The organism is Actinosynnema mirum DSM 43827 (assembly GCF_000023245.1).
Classification (GTDB): domain Bacteria; phylum Actinomycetota; class Actinomycetes; order Mycobacteriales; family Pseudonocardiaceae; genus Actinosynnema; species Actinosynnema mirum.
In genome coordinates, this window is sequence record NC_013093.1 from 6,235,343 (window position 1) to 6,253,998 (window position 18,656).

Sequence of the window (18,656 nt, forward strand, 5' to 3'; positions counted from 1 at the left end):
TAGTACCAACACCCTCCGGAAGAGCCTTCACCGCCACCGGCAATCCCGTGCGCAACACCTGTGTGGTATGCGCCCGTCGGCGGTGCTCCCAACCGGTGGCCGTGACCGTACCAGGCCCCGTTTTCGCAGGTGAGCGGACCACGCTAACCGGGCCGGGATTTGATCGTGATCACACCGTGAACGAGTCCAGCACGCGGCGGGTCGCGGCCCTCAGATCCGCCTCCGAGGGGCCGTGCCGGAGCACGTCCCGGGAGGTCGTGGGGAGCACCCCGCGCAGCTCGTCGCCGAAGAGTCTCCGCAGGTCAGCGACGGTGGCGCCCTGCGCGCCGAAGCCCGGCGCGAGCACCGGCCCGTTCAGCCCCGACAGGTCGACCCCCAACTCGTGGACGGTCGCCCCGACCACCAGCCCGACGTCGCCGAGCGGCGACGCGCCCGCGTTGCGCGCGCCCGCCGCGTCGACCACGGCCTGCGCGACCGCGACCCCGTCCGCGCCCCGCGCGCGCTGCACGGAGGCGCCCTCGGGGTTGGAGGTGAGGGCGAGCACGAACACACCCCGCCCGGACTCCTCGGCGGCGGCGAGCGCGGGTTCGAGCGAGCCGAAGCCGAGGTAGGGCGACAGCGTGACCGCGTCGCCCGCCAGCGGCGAGCCCTCGGTCAGGTAGGCCGCCGCGTAGGCGGCCATGGTGGACCCGATGTCGCCCCGCTTGGCGTCGACCAGCACGAGGGCCCCCGCCGACCGCAGATCGGCGATGACGCGCTCCAGCACGGCCACGCCCCGCGACCCGTGGGCCTCGAAGAAGGCCGACTGGGGCTTCACCACGGCCGCCTCGGCACCGAAGGCCTCGACGCAGGTCAGGGCGAAGCGCTCCAGCCCGGAGGCGTCCTGGGGCAGCCCCCAGGACGCCAGCAGGCCGGGGTGCGGGTCGATGCCGACGCACAGGGGCCCCCGCTCGGAGACCACCCGCGCCAGCCGCTCGCCGAACCTCACGCCTGCCCCCTCAGCGCCGCCTGGAGCGCCTGGAGGGGCCGCACGCCGATGTCACCGCGGATCGCGGCCTCGATGCCGTGCACGGCCGCCGCCGCGCCCTGGATCGTGGTCACGCACGGGATGTCCCTGGCCACGGCCGCCGTGCGGATCTCGTAGCCGTCCACGCGGGGCCCGCTGTTGCCGTACGGGGTGTTGATGATCATGTCGACGCCGCCGCCGAGGATCAGGTCGACGACGTTCCCCTCGCCCTCGAAGTGCTTGCGCACGACGGTGCAGGGGATGCCGTTGCGGCGCAGCACCTCGGCGGTCCCGGCCGTGGCCAGCACCTCGAAGCCCAGGTCGGCGAGCCGCTTGACCGGGAAGATCATGGCCCGCTTGTCCCGGTTGGCCACCGACACGAACACCTTGCCCGAGGTGGGCAGGGAGCCGTAGGAGGCGGTCTGGGACTTGGCGAACGCGGTGCCGAAGGACACGTCGATGCCCATGACCTCGCCGGTCGACTTCATCTCCGGGCCGAGCAGCGAGTCGACGCCCTTGCCGTCGGGGGTGCGGAAGCGGTGGAACGGCAGGACCGCCTCCTTGACCGCCACGGGGGCGTGCGGGGGCAGCTTGGCCCCGTCGCCCTCGGCGGGCAGCAGGCCCTCGGTCCGCAGCTCGGCCACGGTCGCGCCCAGCATGATCCGGGCCGCCGCCTTGGCCAGCGGCACCGCCGTCGCCTTGGACACGAACGGCACGGTCCGCGAGGCGCGCGGGTTGGCCTCCAGCACGTACAGCACGTCGTCCTTGAGCGCGTACTGCACGTTCAGCAGGCCGCGCACCCCGATGCCCTCGGCGATGGCCAGCGTGGAGCGGCGCACCGCGTCCACGTCGGTCTCGCCCAGGGTGATCGGCGGCAGCGCGCACGCCGAGTCGCCGGAGTGCACCCCGGCCTCCTCGATGTGCTCCATGACGCCACCGATGAACACCTCGTGGCCGTCGTAGAGCGCGTCCACGTCGATCTCGATGGCGTCGTCGAGGAACCGGTCGACCAGCACCGGGCGCTCCGGGCTGATCTCGGTGGCGCGCTCGATGTAGCCGCGCAGCGTGTCCTCGTCGTAGACGATCTCCATGCCGCGCCCGCCGAGCACGTACGAGGGCCGCACGAGCACCGGGTAGCCGATCTCGTCGCCGATGGCCTTGGCCTCGTCGAACGAGTTGGCGGTGCCGTACTTGGGCGCGGGCAGCCCGGCGGCCACGAGGACCTTGCCGAACTCGCCGCGGTCCTCGGCGAGGTGGATGGCCCTGGGCGAGGTGCCCACGACCGGGACGCCCGCGTCCGCGAGGCGCTGCGCCAGGCCGAGCGGGGTCTGGCCGCCGAGCTGGACGATGACGCCCGCGACGGTGCCGGACGCGCGCTCGGAGTGCACGACCTCGATGACGTCCTCGAAGGTCAGCGGCTCGAAGTAGAGCCGGTCCGAGGTGTCGTAGTCGGTGGAGACGGTCTCCGGGTTGCAGTTGACCATCACGGTCTCGTACCCGGCCTCGCGCAGCGCCATGGCCGCGTGCACGCACGAGTAGTCGAACTCGATGCCCTGGCCGATCCGGTTCGGGCCGGAGCCCAGGATCAGCACCTTGGGGCGCTCGCGCTGCTCGGTGACCTCGGACTCGGCGTCCGGGTCGGACTCGTACGCCGAGTAGTGGTAGGGCGTGGCGGCGGCGAACTCGGCCGCGCAGGTGTCGACGGTCTTGTAGACCGGGCGCACGGCCAGCCGGTGCCGCAGCGCCCGCACGCCGTCCTCGCCCGCCAGCTCGGGCCGCAGCGCGGCGATCTGCCGGTCGGACAGGCCCGCGCGCTTGGCGCGGCGCAGCAGCGCCTCGTCCAGCACCGGCGCGGACTCCAGCTCGCCGCGCAGGTCGATCAGCCAGGCGATCTGCTCCACGAACCACGGGTCGATGCCGGAGGCCTCGTGGACCTGCTCGACCGTCGCGCCCAGGCGCAGCGCCCGGTCGACGGTGTAGAGCCGTCCGTCGTGGCCGGTCCGCAGCTCCTCCAGGGCCGACGCCAGGTCGCCCTCGGGGTCCGGGGTGGTCCAGAAACCGCCGGACTTCGTTTCCATGGACCGCAGGGCTTTACCGAGCGCCTCGATGAAACTGCGCCCGAACGACATCGCCTCGCCGACGGACTTCATCGTCGTGGTGAGCGTGCGGTCCGCGCCGGGGAACTTCTCGAAGGCGAACCGGGGGACCTTCACGACGACGTAGTCGAGCGCGGGCTCGAATGAGGCCGGGGTCTCCCCCGTGATGTCGTTGCGGATTTCGTCGAGGGTGTAGCCGATGGCCAGTTTCGCGGCGATCTTCGCGATCGGGAAACCGGTCGCCTTGGACGCGAGCGCCGAGGAGCGGGAGACGCGCGGGTTCATCTCGATGACGACCATGCGCCCGGTCTGCGGGTGGATGGCGAACTGGATGTTGCAGCCGCCGGTGTCCACGCCGACCGCGCGGATGACCGCGATGCCGACGTCGCGCATGTGCTGGTACTCGCGGTCGGTCAGGGTCATCGCGGGCGCGACGGTGACCGAGTCGCCGGTGTGCACGCCCATCGGGTCGATGTTCTCGATGGAGCAGATGACCACGACGTTGTCGTTGCGGTCGCGCATCAGCTCCAGCTCGTACTCCTTCCACCCGAGCACGCTCTCCTCGATCAGCACCTCGGTGACCGGGGACTCGGCGAGGCCGGTGGCGGCGAGCCGCTCCAGCTGCTCGGGGGTGTGGGCCATGCCGGAGCCGAGGCCGCCCATGGTGAACGAGGGCCGGATGACGACCGGCAGGCCGAGGTCGGCCACGGTCGCGCGGACCTCGTCCATGGTGCGGCACACCGCGCTGCGCGGGACCTCGGCGCCGATCTCGCGCACGATGTCCTTGAACATCTGGCGGTCCTCGCCGCGCTGGATGGCGTCGATGTCGGCGCCGATCAGCTCGACGTCGTACTTCTCCAGCACGCCGCGCTCGTGCAGCGCGATGGCGGTGTTGAGCGCGGTCTGCCCGCCCAGGGTGGCGAGCACCGCGTCGGGGCGCTCGGCCGCGATGACCTTCTCGACGAACTCGGCGGTGATCGGCTCGACGTAGGTGGCGTCGGCGAACTCCGGGTCCGTCATGATCGTCGCGGGGTTGGAGTTGACCAGGGAGACCCGGATGCCCTCCTCGCGCAGCACCCGGCACGCCTGGGTGCCCGAGTAGTCGAACTCGCAGGCCTGGCCGATCACGATCGGGCCAGACCCGATCACCAGAACGTGCTTGAGGTCAGTCCTCTTCGGCATGTCAGCGGGCCTCGCTCATCAGGGTCACGAACTCGTCGAACAGGGGCGCGGCGTCGTGCGGACCCGCAGCCGCCTCCGGGTGGTACTGCACGCTGAACGCGGGCACGTCCAGCGCGCGCACGCCCTCGACGGTGCCGTCGTTGGGGCAGTAGTGGCTCAGCTGGGCGCGGCCGAAGTCGGTGCCGAACTCCTCGCCGGGCTCGCCCTCCAGGGCGAAGCCGTGGTTCTGCGAGGTGATGGCGACCCGGCCGGACGCCACGTCGATCACCGGGATGTTGATGCCCCGGTGGCCGTAGCGCATCTTGTAGGTCTCGCGGCCGAGGGCGCGGCCGAGGATCTGGTTGCCGAAGCAGATGCCGAAGAGCGGGATCCTGCGCTCCAGCACGCCCCTGGTGAGGTCCACGGCGTGCGCCTGGGTGGCGGGGTCGCCGGGGCCGTTGGACAGGAAGACGCCGTCGGCGCCCACGGCCAGCAGCTCGTCCAGGGTGGACGTCAGCGGCAGCACGCGGACCTCGATGCCGCGCGCGGCCAGCATCCTGGGGGTGTTGGACTTGATGCCCAGGTCGAGCGCGGCGACGGTGAACCTGCGCTCGCCGACCGCCTCGACGGTGTAAGGCTCGGCGGTGGTGACGTCGCCCGCGAGGTTCGCGCCCTTCATCTCCGGGGCGCTGCGCACGCGCTCCAGCATCTCCTCGGCGGTGCCCAGCTCGTCGCCGGAGAACACGCCGGCGCGCATGGCGCCGCGCTCGCGCAGGTGCCGGGTCAGCATCCGGGTGTCCACGCCCGCGATGCCGACGACGCCCTGCCGCTCCAGCTCCTCGTCCAGCCCGCGCCGGGAGCGCCAGTTGGACGGGACGCGCGCGGGGTCGCGCACGACGTAGCCCGCGACCCAGATGCGGGTCGACTCGTCGTCCTCGTCGTTCCAGCCGGTGTTGCCGATCTGCGGGGCGGTCTGCACCACGATCTGCCGGTGGTACGACGGGTCGGTCAGGGTCTCCTGGTAGCCGGTCATGGCGGTGGAGAACACCGCCTCGCCCAGCGACGCGCCGCGCGCGCCGTACGCCTCGCCGCGGAAGACGCGGCCGTCCTCCAGCACCAGTGCCGCGCTGCTCATGCCTTGCCTCCCGCGTTCAGGGCGTCCACCCACTGCTCGTACACGTCCTTGTCGTCGCCCCGGAACCCGGTGTCGAGCACCTTGTCCCCGAGCTGCCAGCGCACGACCAGCAGGCCGTCCGCCGTCATCACCTTGTTGGCCAGGCCCCGCGCGGTGCGCGCGCCGCGCACGTCGGCGGCCGGGATCCACAGCGGCGAGGCGCCGTCGCGCTCCACCAGCACGCCCTGCCCGGTCAGCCGCAGCACGGCCTCGGCGCGGTGGCCGATGTCGCCGATCGCGACCCGGTCCTGCCAGTCGTCGCCGATGGTGGTGCCCACGTACACGCCGGTGGTCTCCAGCACCGGCTCGCCCTGCTCGGCGGGCGGGGCCGGGAACTGCGCGAGCACCTGCTCCTGGGCGCGGGCGCGCTTGCGCCAGCCGTGCCACATGCCGTAGGCGATCAGCACGAAGACGGCGAGGCAGAGCAGGGCCAGGAGGGTGCGGGTCATGGCTGGATCCTTCCGCTGAGCGCGGTGACTCGCCCGCGCAGGACCGTCGCCACGACGGCGGCGGGGAGCTCCATCCCCTCGAACGGGGTGTTCGCCGCGATGCTGGCGAAGTCGGCCCCGCGCACGGTCCAGCGGGCGTCCGGGTCGACCAGCGCCAGGTTCGCGGGCTCGCCGACCGCGATCGGGCGGCCCTGGTCGGCGAGGCCGCCGATCTCCGCCGGGCGCTCGGACATGACGCGGGCGACGCCGCGCCAGTCGAGCAGGCCGGTGGCGACCATGGTCTCGGCGACCACGGACAGCGCGGTCTGCAGGCCGAGCATCCCCGGCCGCGCGGCGGACCACTCGCAGTCCTTGTCCTGCACGGCGTGCGGGGCGTGGTCGGTGGCGACGCAGTCGATCGAGCCGTCCGCGAGCGCGGCGCGCAGCGCGAGGACGTCGGACTCGGCGCGCAGCGGCGGGTTGACCTTGTTGACCGGGTCGTAGGTGGCGAGCCTGCTGTCGTCGAGCAGCAGGTGGTGCGGGGTGACCTCGGCGGACACCCGCGTGCCCCGCGCCTTGGCCCAGCGCAGCACGTCGGCGGTGCCCGAGGTGGACACGTGGCACACGTGCAGGCGGGCCTCGGCGTGCAGCGCGAGCAGGCAGTCGCGCGCCACGATCGACTCCTCGGCCGAGGCCGGCCAGCCCTGGAGCCCGAGCCGGGCGGCGTTCTCGCCCTCGTGGGCCTGCGCGCCGACGGTGAGCCGGGGCTCCTCGGCGTGCTGGGCGATGACCGCGTCGAGCGCGCGGCTGTACTCCAGCGCGCGGCGCATCAGCAGCGGGTCGTGCACGCAGTGGCCGTCGTCGGAGAAGACGCGCACGCCGACCTTGGCCATCGTGCCGAGCTCGGCGAGCTTCTCGCCCTTGAGGCCGACGGTGACCGCGCCGACCGGGTGCACGTCGGCCAGGCCGACCTCGCGGCCACGCCGGGCCACGTGCTCCACGACGACGGCGTTGTCGGCCACCGGGTCGGTGTTGGCCATGGCGAACACGGCGGTGTAGCCGCCGAGCGCGGCGGCGGCGGACCCGGTCGCGATGGTCTCGGTGTCCTCGCGGCCGGGCTCGCGCAGGTGGGTGTGCAGGTCGACGAAGCCGGGCAGCAGGACCGCGCCATTGCCGTCGACGACCTGGACGTCGTCGGCGTCGATCGTCGCGGCGTCGATCGTCGCGGCCAGCTCGGCGATCACGCCGTCGCGGACGAGCACGTCGACCGGCTCGCCCTCGCCGTAGGGGCGCACGCCCCTGAGCAGCAGCGGGTTCACGGGGTTTCCTCTTCGTGTGCGAGCAGGTGGTAGAGCACCGCCATGCGCACGTGCACGCCGTTGCGCACCTGGTCGGTGATGGCCGCGCGCGGCGAGTCGGCGACCGCCGAGGCGATCTCCATGCCGCGCAGCATCGGGCCGGGGTGCAGCACGACCGCGTGGCCCTGCAGCAGGGCCTCGCGGCGCTCGCTCAGCCCGTAGGCGATCGAGTACTCGCGGGCGGACGGGAAGAAGCCGCCGTGCATCCGCTCGGCCTGCACGCGCAGCAGCATCACCGCGTCCTGGCCGGGCAGCTCCGCGTCCAGGTCGTGCGAGACGGCGACCGGCCAGTTCCGCACGCCCTGCGGCAGCAGCGTCGGCGGGGCGACCAGGGTCACCTCGGCGCCGAGCGCGGTCAGCAGGTGCACGTTGGACCGGGCGACCCGGCTGTGCAGCACGTCGCCGACGATCGCGATGCGGCGGCCGGTGAGGTCGTCGCCGAGGCGCTCGCGCAGGGTGGCCGCGTCGAGCAGCGCCTGGGTGGGGTGCTCGTGGGTGCCGTCGCCCGCGTTGACCACGGACGTGCCCGCCGCCTCCAGCCAGCCTGCGAGCCGCTGGGCGGCGCCGGAGGCCGGGTGCCGGACGATCACGCAGTCGGCGCCCGCGGCGGCCAGGGTGAGCGCGGTGTCGCGCAGCGACTCGCCCTTGCCGACGCTGGAACCACCGGCTGAGACGTTCACCACGTCCGCGCTCATCCACTTGCCCGCGATCTCGAACGAGACGCGGGTGCGGGTGGAGTTCTCGTAGAACATCGTGATCACGGTCCGGCCGCGCAGCGTGGGCAGCTTGCGGACCTCGCGGCCCAGCAGGGTCCGCTTGAGGTTGGCCGCGGTGTCCAGGATCGCGAGGGCCTGCGCCGGGTCGAGGCCCTCGGCGCCGAGCAGGTGCCTCACCTCAGCACCACCCCGTCGCGGCCGTCGGCCTCGTCGAGCAGCACGGCGACGTCCTCGGTGCGCGCGGTGGGCACGTTCTTGCCCACGTAGTCGGCGCGGATCGGCAGCTCGCGGTGGCCCCGGTCGACCAGGACGGCCAGCTGCACGGCCCTGGGCCTGCCGTGGTCGCGCAGGGCGTCGAGCGCGGAGCGGACCGTGCGGCCGGAGAACAGCACGTCGTCGACCAGCACGACCAGGCGGTCGTCCACGCCGCCGGGCGGCAGCGAGGTGGCCTCCAGGGGGCGTGTGGGGCCCCTGCGCAGGTCGTCGCGGTAGAGCGTGATGTCGAGGATGCCCACGGGCACGTCCACGCCGCTGAACTCGCGGATGCGGGCGGCGAGCCTGCGCGCGAGCGGCGCGCCTCGGCTCGGGATCCCCATCAGGACTACTTCGGGTGCGCTCGGTGCATCCAGCGCGGTCTTCTCGATGATCTGATGGGCCATTCGGGCGACGGTGCGCGCGACGTCGCCGGCGGAGAGGATTTCGCGCTCTCCTGCCGGGTCCGTCGCACCACGTTGACGTGGCGCCACGGCTGGACCTCCTTCCCCGCCTCGCCGGACGGGTCCTTAAAGGACGTCGGACACCCGGTGCAGACCGGGCTGACCAGCACCGTATCAGGCCCCGGAGGTCAATCTTCCGGGTGGTCGGAGTGGTCTCGCCCACCTGTCCCAGTGAGATCAGCTTGACCTGGTGACCACGGAGAGCAATCATTACTCTGCGTATTGATCTAAGCCTCCCCTGGGCAGTCCCCTACCGGCTGACGGGGCGAATGAACGGAGAACCGCCACATGGGCGACTACGCCAAGGCGCTGGGGGCAAAGCTCCGCGCGATCCGCCAGCAGCAGGGCCTCTCGTTGCACGGCGTCGAGCAGAAGTCCGGTGGCCGCTGGAAGGCCGTGGTGGTGGGCTCGTACGAGCGCGGCGACCGTGCCGTGACCGTCCAGAAGCTCGCCGAGCTGGCCGACTTCTACGGCGTCCCGGTTGCCGAGCTGCTCCCGGAGGGTCGCGTGCCGTCGGGCGCGGAACCCGCCACCAAGATCGTGATCAACCTGGAGCGGTTGCAGCAGCTGCCCGCCGAGAAGGTCGGTCCGCTCGCCAGGTACGCGGCGACCATCCAGAGCCAGCGCGGCGACTACAACGGCAAGGTGCTGTCGATCCGCACCGAGGACCTGCGCTCGCTCGCGATCATCTACGACATGACTCCCGGAGAGCTGACCGAGCAGCTCATCGACTGGGGTGTGCTGCCTCCCGAGGCCAGGCCGTCCAAGGAGGACTAGGGCCTCCCACCGGCCCGGCGAGCCCGCCTCCGCGTGACGGGGGCGGGTCCGGTCGAGCCGGGCGCCCGAGGTCGGCGCACGGGTCCGCCCCCCGTCCCGGCCCGCGGGCCGCGCGACCGTCCGACGTCCTGGGGGTCGTCGGCGGCGCGGCCGGTGGGCGCTGTAGGGAGCGCTCGCGACGGCGGGCGCCGGGACTTGGCGGGACGAGCGGCGCGCCGCGCGGGCGTCCGAACGCGACGGTGGGGTTCCGCGCCGGGGGTTTCTGTGCCGGGGGTTCCTGCGCTGGGGGTTCCGCGCTGGGGGTCCGCGCTGCGATTTTCCGCGCTGCGCCTGGGGATCGTCGTGGCAGCACGAACAGGCGGTCGCCCCAGGGGCGACCGCCTGCCGGTGTTCCGCTGGGCTAGAGAACGGCCCTGAGCTGGTCCGCGATGACCGCGATGCGGCCGAGCACGCCGTTGACGAACCGGGGCGAGTCGTCGGTGGACAGGCCCTTGGCCAGCTCCACCGCCTCGTCGATCGCCACGGCGTCGGGCACGTCGGCCGCCCACAGCAGCTCGTACAGGCCGACCCGCAGCACGGCGCGGTCCACGGCGGGCATCCGCTGCAGCGTCCAGCCCTCGGAGTGCTCCGAGATCAGGTCGTCGATGCGCGCGCGGTGGGCGGTGACGCCCTCGACCAGCGAGACCGTGTACTCGTTGATCGGCGGGACGTCGGTCGACCCCACCCGGTCGGACAGCAGGGTGACGGCGTCCACACCCCGCTGGTCCGCTTCGTAGATGACGTCGACGGCGCGTTTGCGCGCCTTGGTGCGGGCGCCCATGTCAGCTGCTCACGCGGCCCAGGTAGCGACCGTCGCGGGTGTCGACCTTGATCTTCTCGCCGGTCGTCACGAACAGCGGGACCTGGATCTCGGCGCCGGTCTCCAGGGTGGCGGGCTTGGTGCCGCCGGTGGAGCGGTCGCCCTGCAGGCCGGGGTCGGTGTGCTGGATGAGCAGCTCGACCGAGGTCGGGAGCTCCACGTAGAGCGCGACGCCCTCGTGGATGGCGACGACCGCCTCCTGGTTCTCCAGCATGAAGTTCGCGGCGTCCGCGACCGTCTCGCCGGGGACGTTGATCTGCTCGAAGGTGTCCCCGTCCATGAAGACGAAGTCCGAGCCGTCCTTGTAGAGGTAGGTCATGCCCCGCTTGTCCACGGTGGCGGTCTCGACCTTCGTGCCAGCGTTGAAGGTCTTGTCAACGACCTTGCCGGTCAGCACGTGCTTCAGCGTGGTGCGCACGAAGGCGCCGCCCTTGCCCGGCTTGACGTGCTGGAACGCGGTGACGGTCCAGAGCTGGCCGTCGAGGTTCAGCACCAGGCCGTTCTTCAGGTCGTTGGTGGTGGCCACGGTGGTGGACTCTCCTGTTGGGTGTGGGGGCTTGACTGCCGGTGGGCTGGCGGCGTCAGACGACCACGAGGTCCTTCGTGGTCAGGGTGAGCAGCTCGGGGGCGCCTTCGCGCACCACGAGCGTGTCCTCGATGCGGACCCCACCCCGCCCGGCCAGGTACACGCCGGGTTCGACGGTGACCGCCATGCCGGGCAGAAGTGTACCTTCACCCGCCCTGGCGAGCGCTGGAGCCTCGTGGATCTGCAGGCCGACGCCGTGGCCGAGGCCGTGCGTGAAGTGCTCGCCGCGGCCCGCGGCCTCGATCACCGAGCGCGACGCGTGGTCGACGTCGGCCAGTCGGGCGCCGGGGGACAGCGCGGCCCGGCCCGCCGCCTGCGAGGCCGCGACCAGCTCGTACAGCTCGCGCTGCCAGTCCGCGGGCGGGCCGACGACGAGGGTGCGGGTCATGTCGGAGTGGTAGCCGTCGACGAGGGCGCCGAAGTCGAGCTTCACCAGGTCGCCGGTCTTGACGACGGCGTCGGTGGGGCGGTGGTGCGGGATGGCGGAGTTGGCGCCCGCCGCGACGATCGACTCGAAGGAGGGGCCCTGGGCGCCGTGGTCGAGCATCCGGCTCTCCAGCTCGCGCGCGATCTCCCGCTCGGTGCGGCCGGCGCGCAGGCCGCCGTGCTCGACGAGGTCGGCGAGGGCCCGGTCGGCGGCGGCGCAGGCCATGCGGAGGGCCTCGATCTCGGTGTCGTCCTTGACCAGGCGCAGCAGCTCGACCACGCCGGGCGCGCGGACCAGCTCGACGCCGCCCTCCCCGGCCGACGCGGCGGCGGTCAGCGAGTCGAGCCCGTCGACGGTGACGTGGGCGCTCTCGAAGCCGACCTTCCGGAGCCCGGCCCTCGCGGCCCGCCCGACCAGGGCCTCACCGCAGGGCCGGTCGGTGAGGCGTTCGAGGTCGGGCACCTGCCGGGCGGACTGGGTGGTGTAGCGGCCGTCGGTGCAGAAGGTGGTGGCCTCGTCGGAGGCGGCCGACACGAGCAGCGCGGCGTTCGACCCGGTGAACCCGGTCAGGTAGCGGATGTTGAGCAGGTTCGTGACGAGCAGCGCGTCGAGTCCCCGGTCCCGGAGCGTGGCGCGCAGCGAGGCGCGGCGCGAGGTGTGCGGCATGGCCAGGAGCCTAGGCGGAGCCGGACGGGACGGCCGGGGGCGGAGCGGAGGGTGGTGCGGGGCCGGGCCGATCCCGCGTCTGCCGGGTCCCACGCCGACGCGCGGCGGGCCTTGGTCGACGCGGCGCGGCCCCGGTCGGCGCGGCGGCCCCGACTGGCGCGGCGGTGTCCGGCCGGCGTTGCGGGCCTGGTCGTGCTCGCGCCCCTCGGTCGGCGATCCGAGGCGGGCCCGCAGCCCGCGCGGTGCGCCTCGGAGCGGGGCGGCTGGTCGGGGTCGGCGGGATCGGCGCGGTCGACCCCGTCGGTTCGGCAGCGAATGCATCGTTGCAAATACTGGTCGCGGTTTCCCGAATTCGCCCGCGCGCCCGCCCCCGGTATTGCGCGATTCGCATTCGCACCGGATTTTCGCGGCCCCGGATTTCACCGGCGGTGCTCGTGCCCGCCACGCTCCGGAGCCGCGAATTCCGATTAGCTCAGCGGCGCAGGTTCCCGGCCTGCGCGTACTCCTCCCACGACTCCCCCGACACCTGGGTGATCGGCGAGGAGTTCAGCTTGGCCACGTCGTCCCCGCCGACCAGCCACAGCTTGTCGTCCACCAGCAGCCCCACCTGGCCGCCCGGACCGCCGACCGCCTCCACGCCCGACGGCACCCGGCCGACCAGCGGCATCGACTCGACGGCGGCAGGCCTGCGGTCCAGGACGCCCTTCGCCAGGCGCTCGGCGACCGAGCGGCGCTCGACCCTGACCAGCTCGCCGTCCACGACCAGGTCGAGGGTGTTCTCCGGCGAGGGCACGGCGAACCCGTCGAGCACGACCGCCTCGTCCTCGGTCTCGCAGCCCGGCGCGCCCGCGAGGTCGATGCCGAACCGGCTCAGGTCGGTGGGCGCGTTGGCCCAGCCGTCGACGGTGGCGCGCACGACGTCCAGCGGGATCCGGCCGCACGGGTCCTGCGGGGACACCGGGGCGTGGCCGTTCGGGGTGCGGACCAGGCCGGGGCCCTCGCGCCAGCGGCCGGGGATCAGGACCGGCTGGAAGGGGTGCCCGGCGAAGTCGCGGTCCCAGAAGGTGACCGTGGTGCCCTGCTCGGTCTCGTGGGCGATCGCGAAGGCGCTCAGCGCGTCGATCCACATCAGGTCGGCGCTGAAGGCGTCCACGACCGAGCGGGTGCGCGGCTTGTTCGTGGCCTCCACGTCGGCGAAGCCCTGCTCGCCGAGCGCCTGCACGCCCCGGCGGAACGTCGGGTCCTGGGAGCGCAGCACGAACTGGCCCGCGCCGTTCCAGCCCGCCGCGGCGCCGGTGGTGTCGGTGAACATGAGGTAGAACCAGCCGCCCAGGAACACGGCGGCGGGCTGGCCGGAGCCGTAGGTGTTGTCGCGGGCGGTGTCGTAGGCCGGGGTGATGATCGGGGCGCCGTTCGCCATGCGGGACCAGGAGATGCCGTCCTTGCTGCTGGCGACTCCTATGGCGTTGCCGTGCGCGTGGTCCCCGGCGGCCCCGGTGTAGTACAGGTAGTAGGTGTCGCCCGCCTTGACGACGGTCGGGTCGCAGGTGTGCATCCCGTCGAACCCGGTGGTCGTTCCGCTCAGCACGGGGACGGCCTTGCTGCCGTCGGGGGCGCTGAACGGGCCGTCGAGCGAGGCGGCGCTGGAGTGGAGCAGGTCGTCGCCGGGCGGCAGGGCGTAGCCGAGCTGGCTGCACCACCACATCCGCACGCGGCCGTTCTCGACCATGACGGTGGGCCCGTAGTTGTACGGCGCGTCACCGCCGCCCGCCGCGACGACACCGGGGCTCTGCCGCCCGCGGTCGGTGGTGAGCAGGACGTTCTCCGGCCGCTGGCGGGGCTGCGGGTCGGGTGGGGCCGAGGTCTCGGCCACCGGGTGGTGGTCGGGGGACGGCGCGGCCTCGCTGGGCGCGCACGCCGCGAGGGCGACGAGGACGAGGACGCCTGCGAGCGAGGACGCCGCACGCCTGGGGTTTGTGGCCATGCCGGAACTGATCTCCTGCGTGGTCTGCGGGCACACGGCAACAGGAAAGTGACTGCATTCCCGATAGGGGTCGATTATAGGGAACAAACCACCTGTCGGAGTGAAGCGTGTGATGGTGCGAGGACCTCACGGGGAAATCCGCCACTGTTCTGCGGGCAGGCTCGGTAGCACTCGGTAACCCTGGTGCACGACCCTGCGTACGGACACGTCGCGGCAAACCTGAGCCCCAACGAACCCCCTTTTGAGGTACCCCGTTGGGGGATGATGCCCGCCGGGTGGCGGGGCCGGTGTGAAGTCGGGTGGGAGTGGCGGCGGTGGTGAGCTCGGGGTGGTGTTCGGGCTCGCGCTCGGGCCCCGCTCGGACCTCGCTCGCCCCTCGCTCGGACCCCGTGGACGCGCGAACCGCCCCGGTCCGGGGGGCTGGCTCCGGGACCGGGGCGGTTCGGGTCGTGCGTGGTGCGGGGCGCCTCGCGCGGGGCGTTCGGTCAGGCGCTGGTGGTGGCCTTGTCGACCAGGTAGCGCAGGGCGAGCGCGTAGCCCTGGACGCCCAGGCCCGCGATGACGCCCTCGGCGACCGGCGAGATGTAGCTGTGCGAGCGGAACTCCTCGCGCTTGTGCACGTTCGAGATGTGCACCTCGATCAGCGGCGCGGTGAGCTGGGCGCAGGCGTCGCGGACGGCCACCGAGTAGTGGGTCCAGGCCGCCGGGTTGAGCACCACCGGCCAGGACTCGTCGGCGGCCTCGTGCAGCCAGCCGAGCATCTCGCCCTCGTGGTCGGTCTGCCTGACCTCGACCTCGGCGCCCAGCTCGCGGCCGGTGGACTCGCAGAGCGCGACCAGGTCGGCGTGGGTGGTGCGGCCGTAGACGGCGGGTTCGCGGGTGCCGAGCCTGCCGAGGTTCGGGCCGTTGAGGACGAGGAGCCTCACAGCAGGATGCTCCCGCCGGTCCTCGGCTCGGCCGCGACGGCCGAGTAGGCGGCGGCGATCAGCGACGGGTCGGGGCCTTCGAGCCTGCCCGGCTTGGCCAGGCCGTCGAGCACGACGAAGCGGAGCACGCCCGAGCGGTTCTTCTTGTCCGAGCGCATCCCCTCCAGCAGCTGCGGCAGGGCGTCCGGGTCGTAGGCCACGGGGAGGCCGAGCGAGGTGAGGACGCTGCGGTGGCGGTCGGCGGTGGCGTCGTCCAGCCTGCCCGCCAGGCGGGCGAGCTCGGCGGCGAAGACCAGGCCGACGCTGATGGCCGCGCCGTGGCGCCAGCGGTAGCGCTCGCGGCGCTCCAGGGCGTGGCCGAGGGTGTGGCCGTAGTTGAGGATCTCGCGCAGGTTCGACTCGCGCAGGTCGCTGGACACCACGTCGGCCTTGACCTGGATCTTGCGGCGGACCAGCTCGGCGAGCACGTCGCCGGACGGGTCGAGCGCGGCGGCCGGGTCGGCCTCGATGAGGTCGAGGATCGCCGGGTCGGCGATGAAGCCGCCCTTGACCACCTCGGCCATGCCCGCGACGAGCTCGTTGCGCGGCAGGGTCTCCAGGGTGGTGAGGTCGGCCAGGACGGCGGTCGGCTCGTAGAAGGTGCCGACGAGGTTCTTGCCCGCGTCGGTGTTGATGCCGGTCTTGCCGCCCACGGCGGCGTCGACCATGCCGAGGAGCGTGGTCGGCACGTTGATCAGCCGCACCCCGCGCATCCAGGTGGACGCGACGAACCCGGCGAGATCGGTGACCGCCCCGCCGCCGAGCCCGACGACGACGTCCTGCCGCCCGAGCCCGATCTGCCCGAACACGTCCCAGCAGTACCCGGCGACCCGCAGGTCCTTGCCGTCCTCGGCGTCGGGCACCTCGACCCGGTGCGCGTCGACCCCGGCCCCGCGCAACTCCTCGAGCACCGCGTCCGCCGTCTCGGCGAGCACGGCGGTGTGCACGATCGCCGCCTTCGAGGTGCCGCGCAGCAGTTCGACCAGGTCCCCGAGCAACCCACGCCCGACGATGACCTCGTACGGCCGCTCCGCGGCCACGCGGATGCGCACCGGCTCGCCCATCACCACTCCCCTAGCTAGTCAGTCCGGCCCACATTCGACCACGCCGGGGTGCGGGGGCTACGGGCCGCACACCGGAAACGCGTTGGAGGGGGTGGGCGGGGGTGGGGTGGGCCCCCTGGGGGCGGTCACGGGGATGGGGACGAGAGAGGCTGGGGGCGAGAGAGGCTGGGGCAGGGTGTCGGGCGGCGCGGCGAGCTTTGCGGGACCCCGTAGCCGGTGGCCGGGGCCGCTGGCGGTGGCTGAGCGGCTGGCGGTGGCTGAGCGGTTGGCGGTGGCCGGGGCCGGGGCCGGGGCCGCTGACAGTGGCTGAGCGGCTGGCGGGAACGGCATTGGCTGACGGCCCCGTCGGCGAGATCCGGTGCGGTCAGCGGCGAGCACGGCGCGGTTGGTAGCGAGCACGGCGCGGTTGGCCAAATCCGGCGCGGTCGGCGCAACACGGCTAGGCGCAACACGGCCAAGTGCGGCGCGGTTCAGCACAAGCCAGCCTGGTGCGGCGTGAACCAGCCCGGCGCGTTCTAGCGCGGTGCGGGTCTGCGGTGCGGGTCTGCGGTGCGGGTCTGCGGTGCGGGTCTGCGGTGTGGGGCTGCTGCGGTGGTGCGGGGCTGCTGCGGCATGGCCAGCGCAGTCCCGGAGGGCGCGGCCTGCCCTGGCCAGGGGCGGGTCAGCGCGGCGTGCTCTAGCGTGGCGCGGGCCGGTGTGGCGCGGCGCGGGCCAGCCCAGCGTGAACCAGCCCGGCGCAGGCCGGCGCGGCGCAGGCCGGCGCGGCGCAGGCCGGCGCGGCGCAGGCCGGCGCGGCGCAGGCCGGCGCGGCGCAGGCCGGCGCGGCGCGGGCCGGCGCGGCGCGGGCCGGCGCGGCGCGGGCCGGCGCGGCGTGGGCCGGCGCGGCGCGGTGATCTTGGTGTGGCTTGGCTGCGCAGAGCCCGCGTGGTCTGCGCAGCCGGGTGTGGCGCCTCAGGAGTTGGTGGCCTCGGGGGCGGTGAGGATCGTGGAGACCACTTGTTCCGGGGTGAGGGCGTCCGTGAGCACCTCGATCTTCGCCACCTCGCGGTACAGGGGGAGCCTGGCTTCCAGGAGGGCCTTGTACGTCGCGCGGGGGTTCACGCCTGCCAGGAGGGGGCGGGCGCTGGAGAGGCCCGTTCTGCGGACGCCCTCCGCCATGCCGACGTTCAGGAAGACCACGGTGTGGTCCGCCAGGAGCTCCCTGGTGCGCTCGGACAGGATCGCGCCGCCGCCCAGGGACAGGACGCCCTCGTACTCGGACAGGGCCTTCGCGACCGCGGCTTCTTCCAGCGCGCGGAACACCGGTTCGCCGTCCGTGGTGAAGATGTCCGAGATGGGCTTGCCCTGCGACTCGACGATGTCGTCGTCGGTGTCGCGGAAGCCGACGCCCAGGTGTTCGGCCAGCAGGACGCCGACCGTCGTCTTGCCGCCGCCGGGCGGGCCCAGGACGACGAACCTCGGGCTCACCTGCCCTCCCAGCGCGCTTCCAGCTCGCGCAGGTACGAGTCGGCGTTGCGGCGGGTCTCGGCCAGCGAGTCGCCGCCGAACTTCTCCAGCGCGGCCTCCGCCACGACCAGCGCGACGACGGACTCCAGGACCACGCCCGCGCGCGGGACCGCGCAGACGTCCGAGCGCTGGTGGATCGCCACGGCGGGCTCGCCGGTGCGGGTGTCGATGGTCGCCAGCGCCCTCGGCACGGTCGAGATCGGCTTCATGGCGACGCGGACGCGCAGCGGCTCGCCGTTCGTGATGCCGCCCTCCAGGCCACCGGCCCGGTTCGAGCGGCGGGTCACGCCCTTGGGGCCGTCGCCGCGGTCGATCTCGTCGTGGGCCTGGCTGCCCCACCTGGTGGCGCTGGTGAAGCCGTCGCCGACCTCGACGCCCTTCATCGCCTGGACGCCCATCAGGGCACCGGCGAGCCTGGCGTCGAGCCTGCGGTCCCAGTGGACGTGCGAACCGAGACCGGGCGGGAGGCCGTAGACGATGACCTCGATGACGCCGCCGACGGTGTCACCGGCCTCCTTCACGGCCTCGACCTCGGCGACCATCGCCGCCGTGCCGTCCGGGTGGAAGGCGCGCACCGGGCTCTCGTCGATCGCGGCCAGGTCACCGGGACCGGGGAGCGGGGCGTCGGCCGGGGTGCTCGCACCGCCGATCGAGACGACGTGGCTGATCACGTCGACGTCGAGGAGCTGCTTGAGGAAGTGCCGGGCCACGGTGCCGAGCGCGGTCCGGGCCGCGGTCTCGCGAGCGCTGGCGCGCTCCAGGACCGGGCGGGCCTCGTCGAACCCGAACTTCTGCATACCGGGCAGATCGGCGTGACCGGGCCGAGGGCGGGTGAGGGCCTCGTTGCGACCGGTCGGCTTGAGCTCGGACGGGTCAACCGGGTCCGGGGACATCACCTTCTGCCACTTGGGCCACTCGGTGTTGCCGATCCGGACGGCGATCGGACCACCCTGCGTCAGGCCGTGGCGGACACCACCCAGGACCTCGACCTCGTCGGCCTCGAACCCCATGCGGGGACTGCGGCCGAAACCGAGCCTGCGGCGCTCGAGTTGAGCGGTCAGGTCGGACGTCGTGACCTCGACCCCGGCGACCATGCCTTCCAGCACAGCGACGAGAGCCGGGCCGTGGGACTCCCCAGCGGTGATCCAGCGCAGCACGACCGGCATC

Annotated in this window: 16 protein-coding genes; 1 reads left to right on the forward strand and 15 read right to left on the reverse strand. The window is 73.2% G+C overall.

What is annotated here, in order from left to right:
• Positions 1–169: 169 nt before the first annotated feature.
• The 7 genes from pyrF to pyrR are packed head-to-tail and all read right to left on the reverse strand — an operon-like array spanning position 170 to position 8,685.
• Positions 170–988, reverse strand: coding sequence for an orotidine-5'-phosphate decarboxylase (pyrF, locus tag AMIR_RS25980; protein WP_015803946.1), 819 nt, complete (start codon positions 986–988; stop codon positions 170–172).
• On the reverse strand, positions 985–4,284 hold the full coding sequence (gene carB / locus AMIR_RS25985; protein WP_015803947.1) for a carbamoyl-phosphate synthase large subunit: 3,300 nt from the start codon (positions 4,282–4,284) through the stop codon (positions 985–987). The genes pyrF and carB overlap by 4 nt, the downstream gene beginning before the upstream one ends.
• A 1-nt stretch (position 4,285) precedes the next feature.
• Positions 4,286–5,398 carry a glutamine-hydrolyzing carbamoyl-phosphate synthase small subunit gene (gene carA / locus AMIR_RS25990; RefSeq protein WP_015803948.1) on the reverse strand — a complete coding sequence of 371 codons (1,113 nt, stop codon included), beginning with the start codon at positions 5,396–5,398 and terminating at the stop codon, positions 4,286–4,288.
• Positions 5,395–5,886 carry a PH-like domain-containing protein gene (locus AMIR_RS25995; RefSeq protein WP_015803949.1) on the reverse strand — a complete coding sequence of 164 codons (492 nt, stop codon included), beginning with the start codon at positions 5,884–5,886 and terminating at the stop codon, positions 5,395–5,397. The genes carA and AMIR_RS25995 overlap by 4 nt, the downstream gene beginning before the upstream one ends.
• A complete protein-coding gene (locus AMIR_RS26000) occupies positions 5,883–7,184 on the reverse strand; it encodes a dihydroorotase (RefSeq protein ID WP_015803950.1) in 1,302 nt (433 codons plus the stop codon). Before AMIR_RS26000 ends, AMIR_RS25995 begins: the two co-directional genes overlap by 4 nt.
• Positions 7,181–8,116 carry an aspartate carbamoyltransferase catalytic subunit gene (locus tag AMIR_RS26005; RefSeq protein WP_015803951.1) on the reverse strand — a complete coding sequence of 312 codons (936 nt, stop codon included), beginning with the start codon at positions 8,114–8,116 and terminating at the stop codon, positions 7,181–7,183. Before AMIR_RS26005 ends, AMIR_RS26000 begins: the two co-directional genes overlap by 4 nt.
• A complete protein-coding gene (gene pyrR, locus AMIR_RS26010; RefSeq protein WP_015803952.1) occupies positions 8,113–8,685 on the reverse strand; it encodes a bifunctional pyr operon transcriptional regulator/uracil phosphoribosyltransferase PyrR in 573 nt (190 codons plus the stop codon). Before pyrR ends, AMIR_RS26005 begins: the two co-directional genes overlap by 4 nt.
• Before the next feature lie 258 nt (positions 8,686–8,943).
• Between pyrR and bldD the strand changes: the two genes are divergently transcribed.
• The gene (bldD, locus tag AMIR_RS26015; protein WP_015803953.1) at positions 8,944–9,432 is read left to right on the forward strand and encodes a transcriptional regulator BldD; all 489 of its coding nucleotides are present in this window, start codon (positions 8,944–8,946) and stop codon (positions 9,430–9,432) included.
• 400 nt (positions 9,433–9,832) lie between these two features.
• Here bldD and nusB read toward each other — a convergent pair whose 3' ends face one another.
• From nusB to aroC, 8 genes are all read right to left on the reverse strand, one after another.
• A complete protein-coding gene (gene nusB / locus AMIR_RS26020) occupies positions 9,833–10,252 on the reverse strand; it encodes a transcription antitermination factor NusB (protein ID WP_015803954.1) in 420 nt (139 codons plus the stop codon).
• Position 10,253: 1 nt separating this feature from the next.
• Complete coding sequence (gene efp / locus AMIR_RS26025) at positions 10,254–10,817, reverse strand: elongation factor P (protein ID WP_015803955.1); 564 nt, start codon at positions 10,815–10,817, stop codon at positions 10,254–10,256.
• 55 nt (positions 10,818–10,872) lie between these two features.
• Complete coding sequence (locus tag AMIR_RS26030; RefSeq protein ID WP_015803956.1) at positions 10,873–11,970, reverse strand: M24 family metallopeptidase; 1,098 nt, start codon at positions 11,968–11,970, stop codon at positions 10,873–10,875.
• Between the two features lie 472 nt (positions 11,971–12,442).
• The gene (locus AMIR_RS26035) at positions 12,443–13,954 is read right to left on the reverse strand and encodes a glycoside hydrolase family protein (RefSeq protein WP_015803957.1); all 1,512 of its coding nucleotides are present in this window, start codon (positions 13,952–13,954) and stop codon (positions 12,443–12,445) included.
• A 485-nt stretch (positions 13,955–14,439) separates the two neighbouring features.
• Complete coding sequence (aroQ, locus tag AMIR_RS26040; RefSeq protein WP_015803958.1) at positions 14,440–14,880, reverse strand: type II 3-dehydroquinate dehydratase; 441 nt, start codon at positions 14,878–14,880, stop codon at positions 14,440–14,442.
• Positions 14,877–15,983 (reverse strand): 3-dehydroquinate synthase, encoded by a 1,107-nt coding sequence (gene aroB, locus AMIR_RS26045; protein ID WP_015803959.1) that lies wholly within the window; start codon positions 15,981–15,983, stop codon positions 14,877–14,879. The genes aroQ and aroB overlap by 4 nt, the downstream gene beginning before the upstream one ends.
• Positions 15,984–16,934: 951 nt before the next feature.
• Entirely contained in the window at positions 16,935–17,450 is a 516-nt protein-coding gene (locus AMIR_RS26050; protein WP_015803960.1) for a shikimate kinase, read from the reverse strand.
• A complete protein-coding gene (gene aroC, locus AMIR_RS26055; RefSeq protein WP_015803961.1) occupies positions 17,447–18,646 on the reverse strand; it encodes a chorismate synthase in 1,200 nt (399 codons plus the stop codon). The genes AMIR_RS26050 and aroC overlap by 4 nt, the downstream gene beginning before the upstream one ends.
• Between the last annotated feature and the right edge of the window lie 10 nt (positions 18,647–18,656).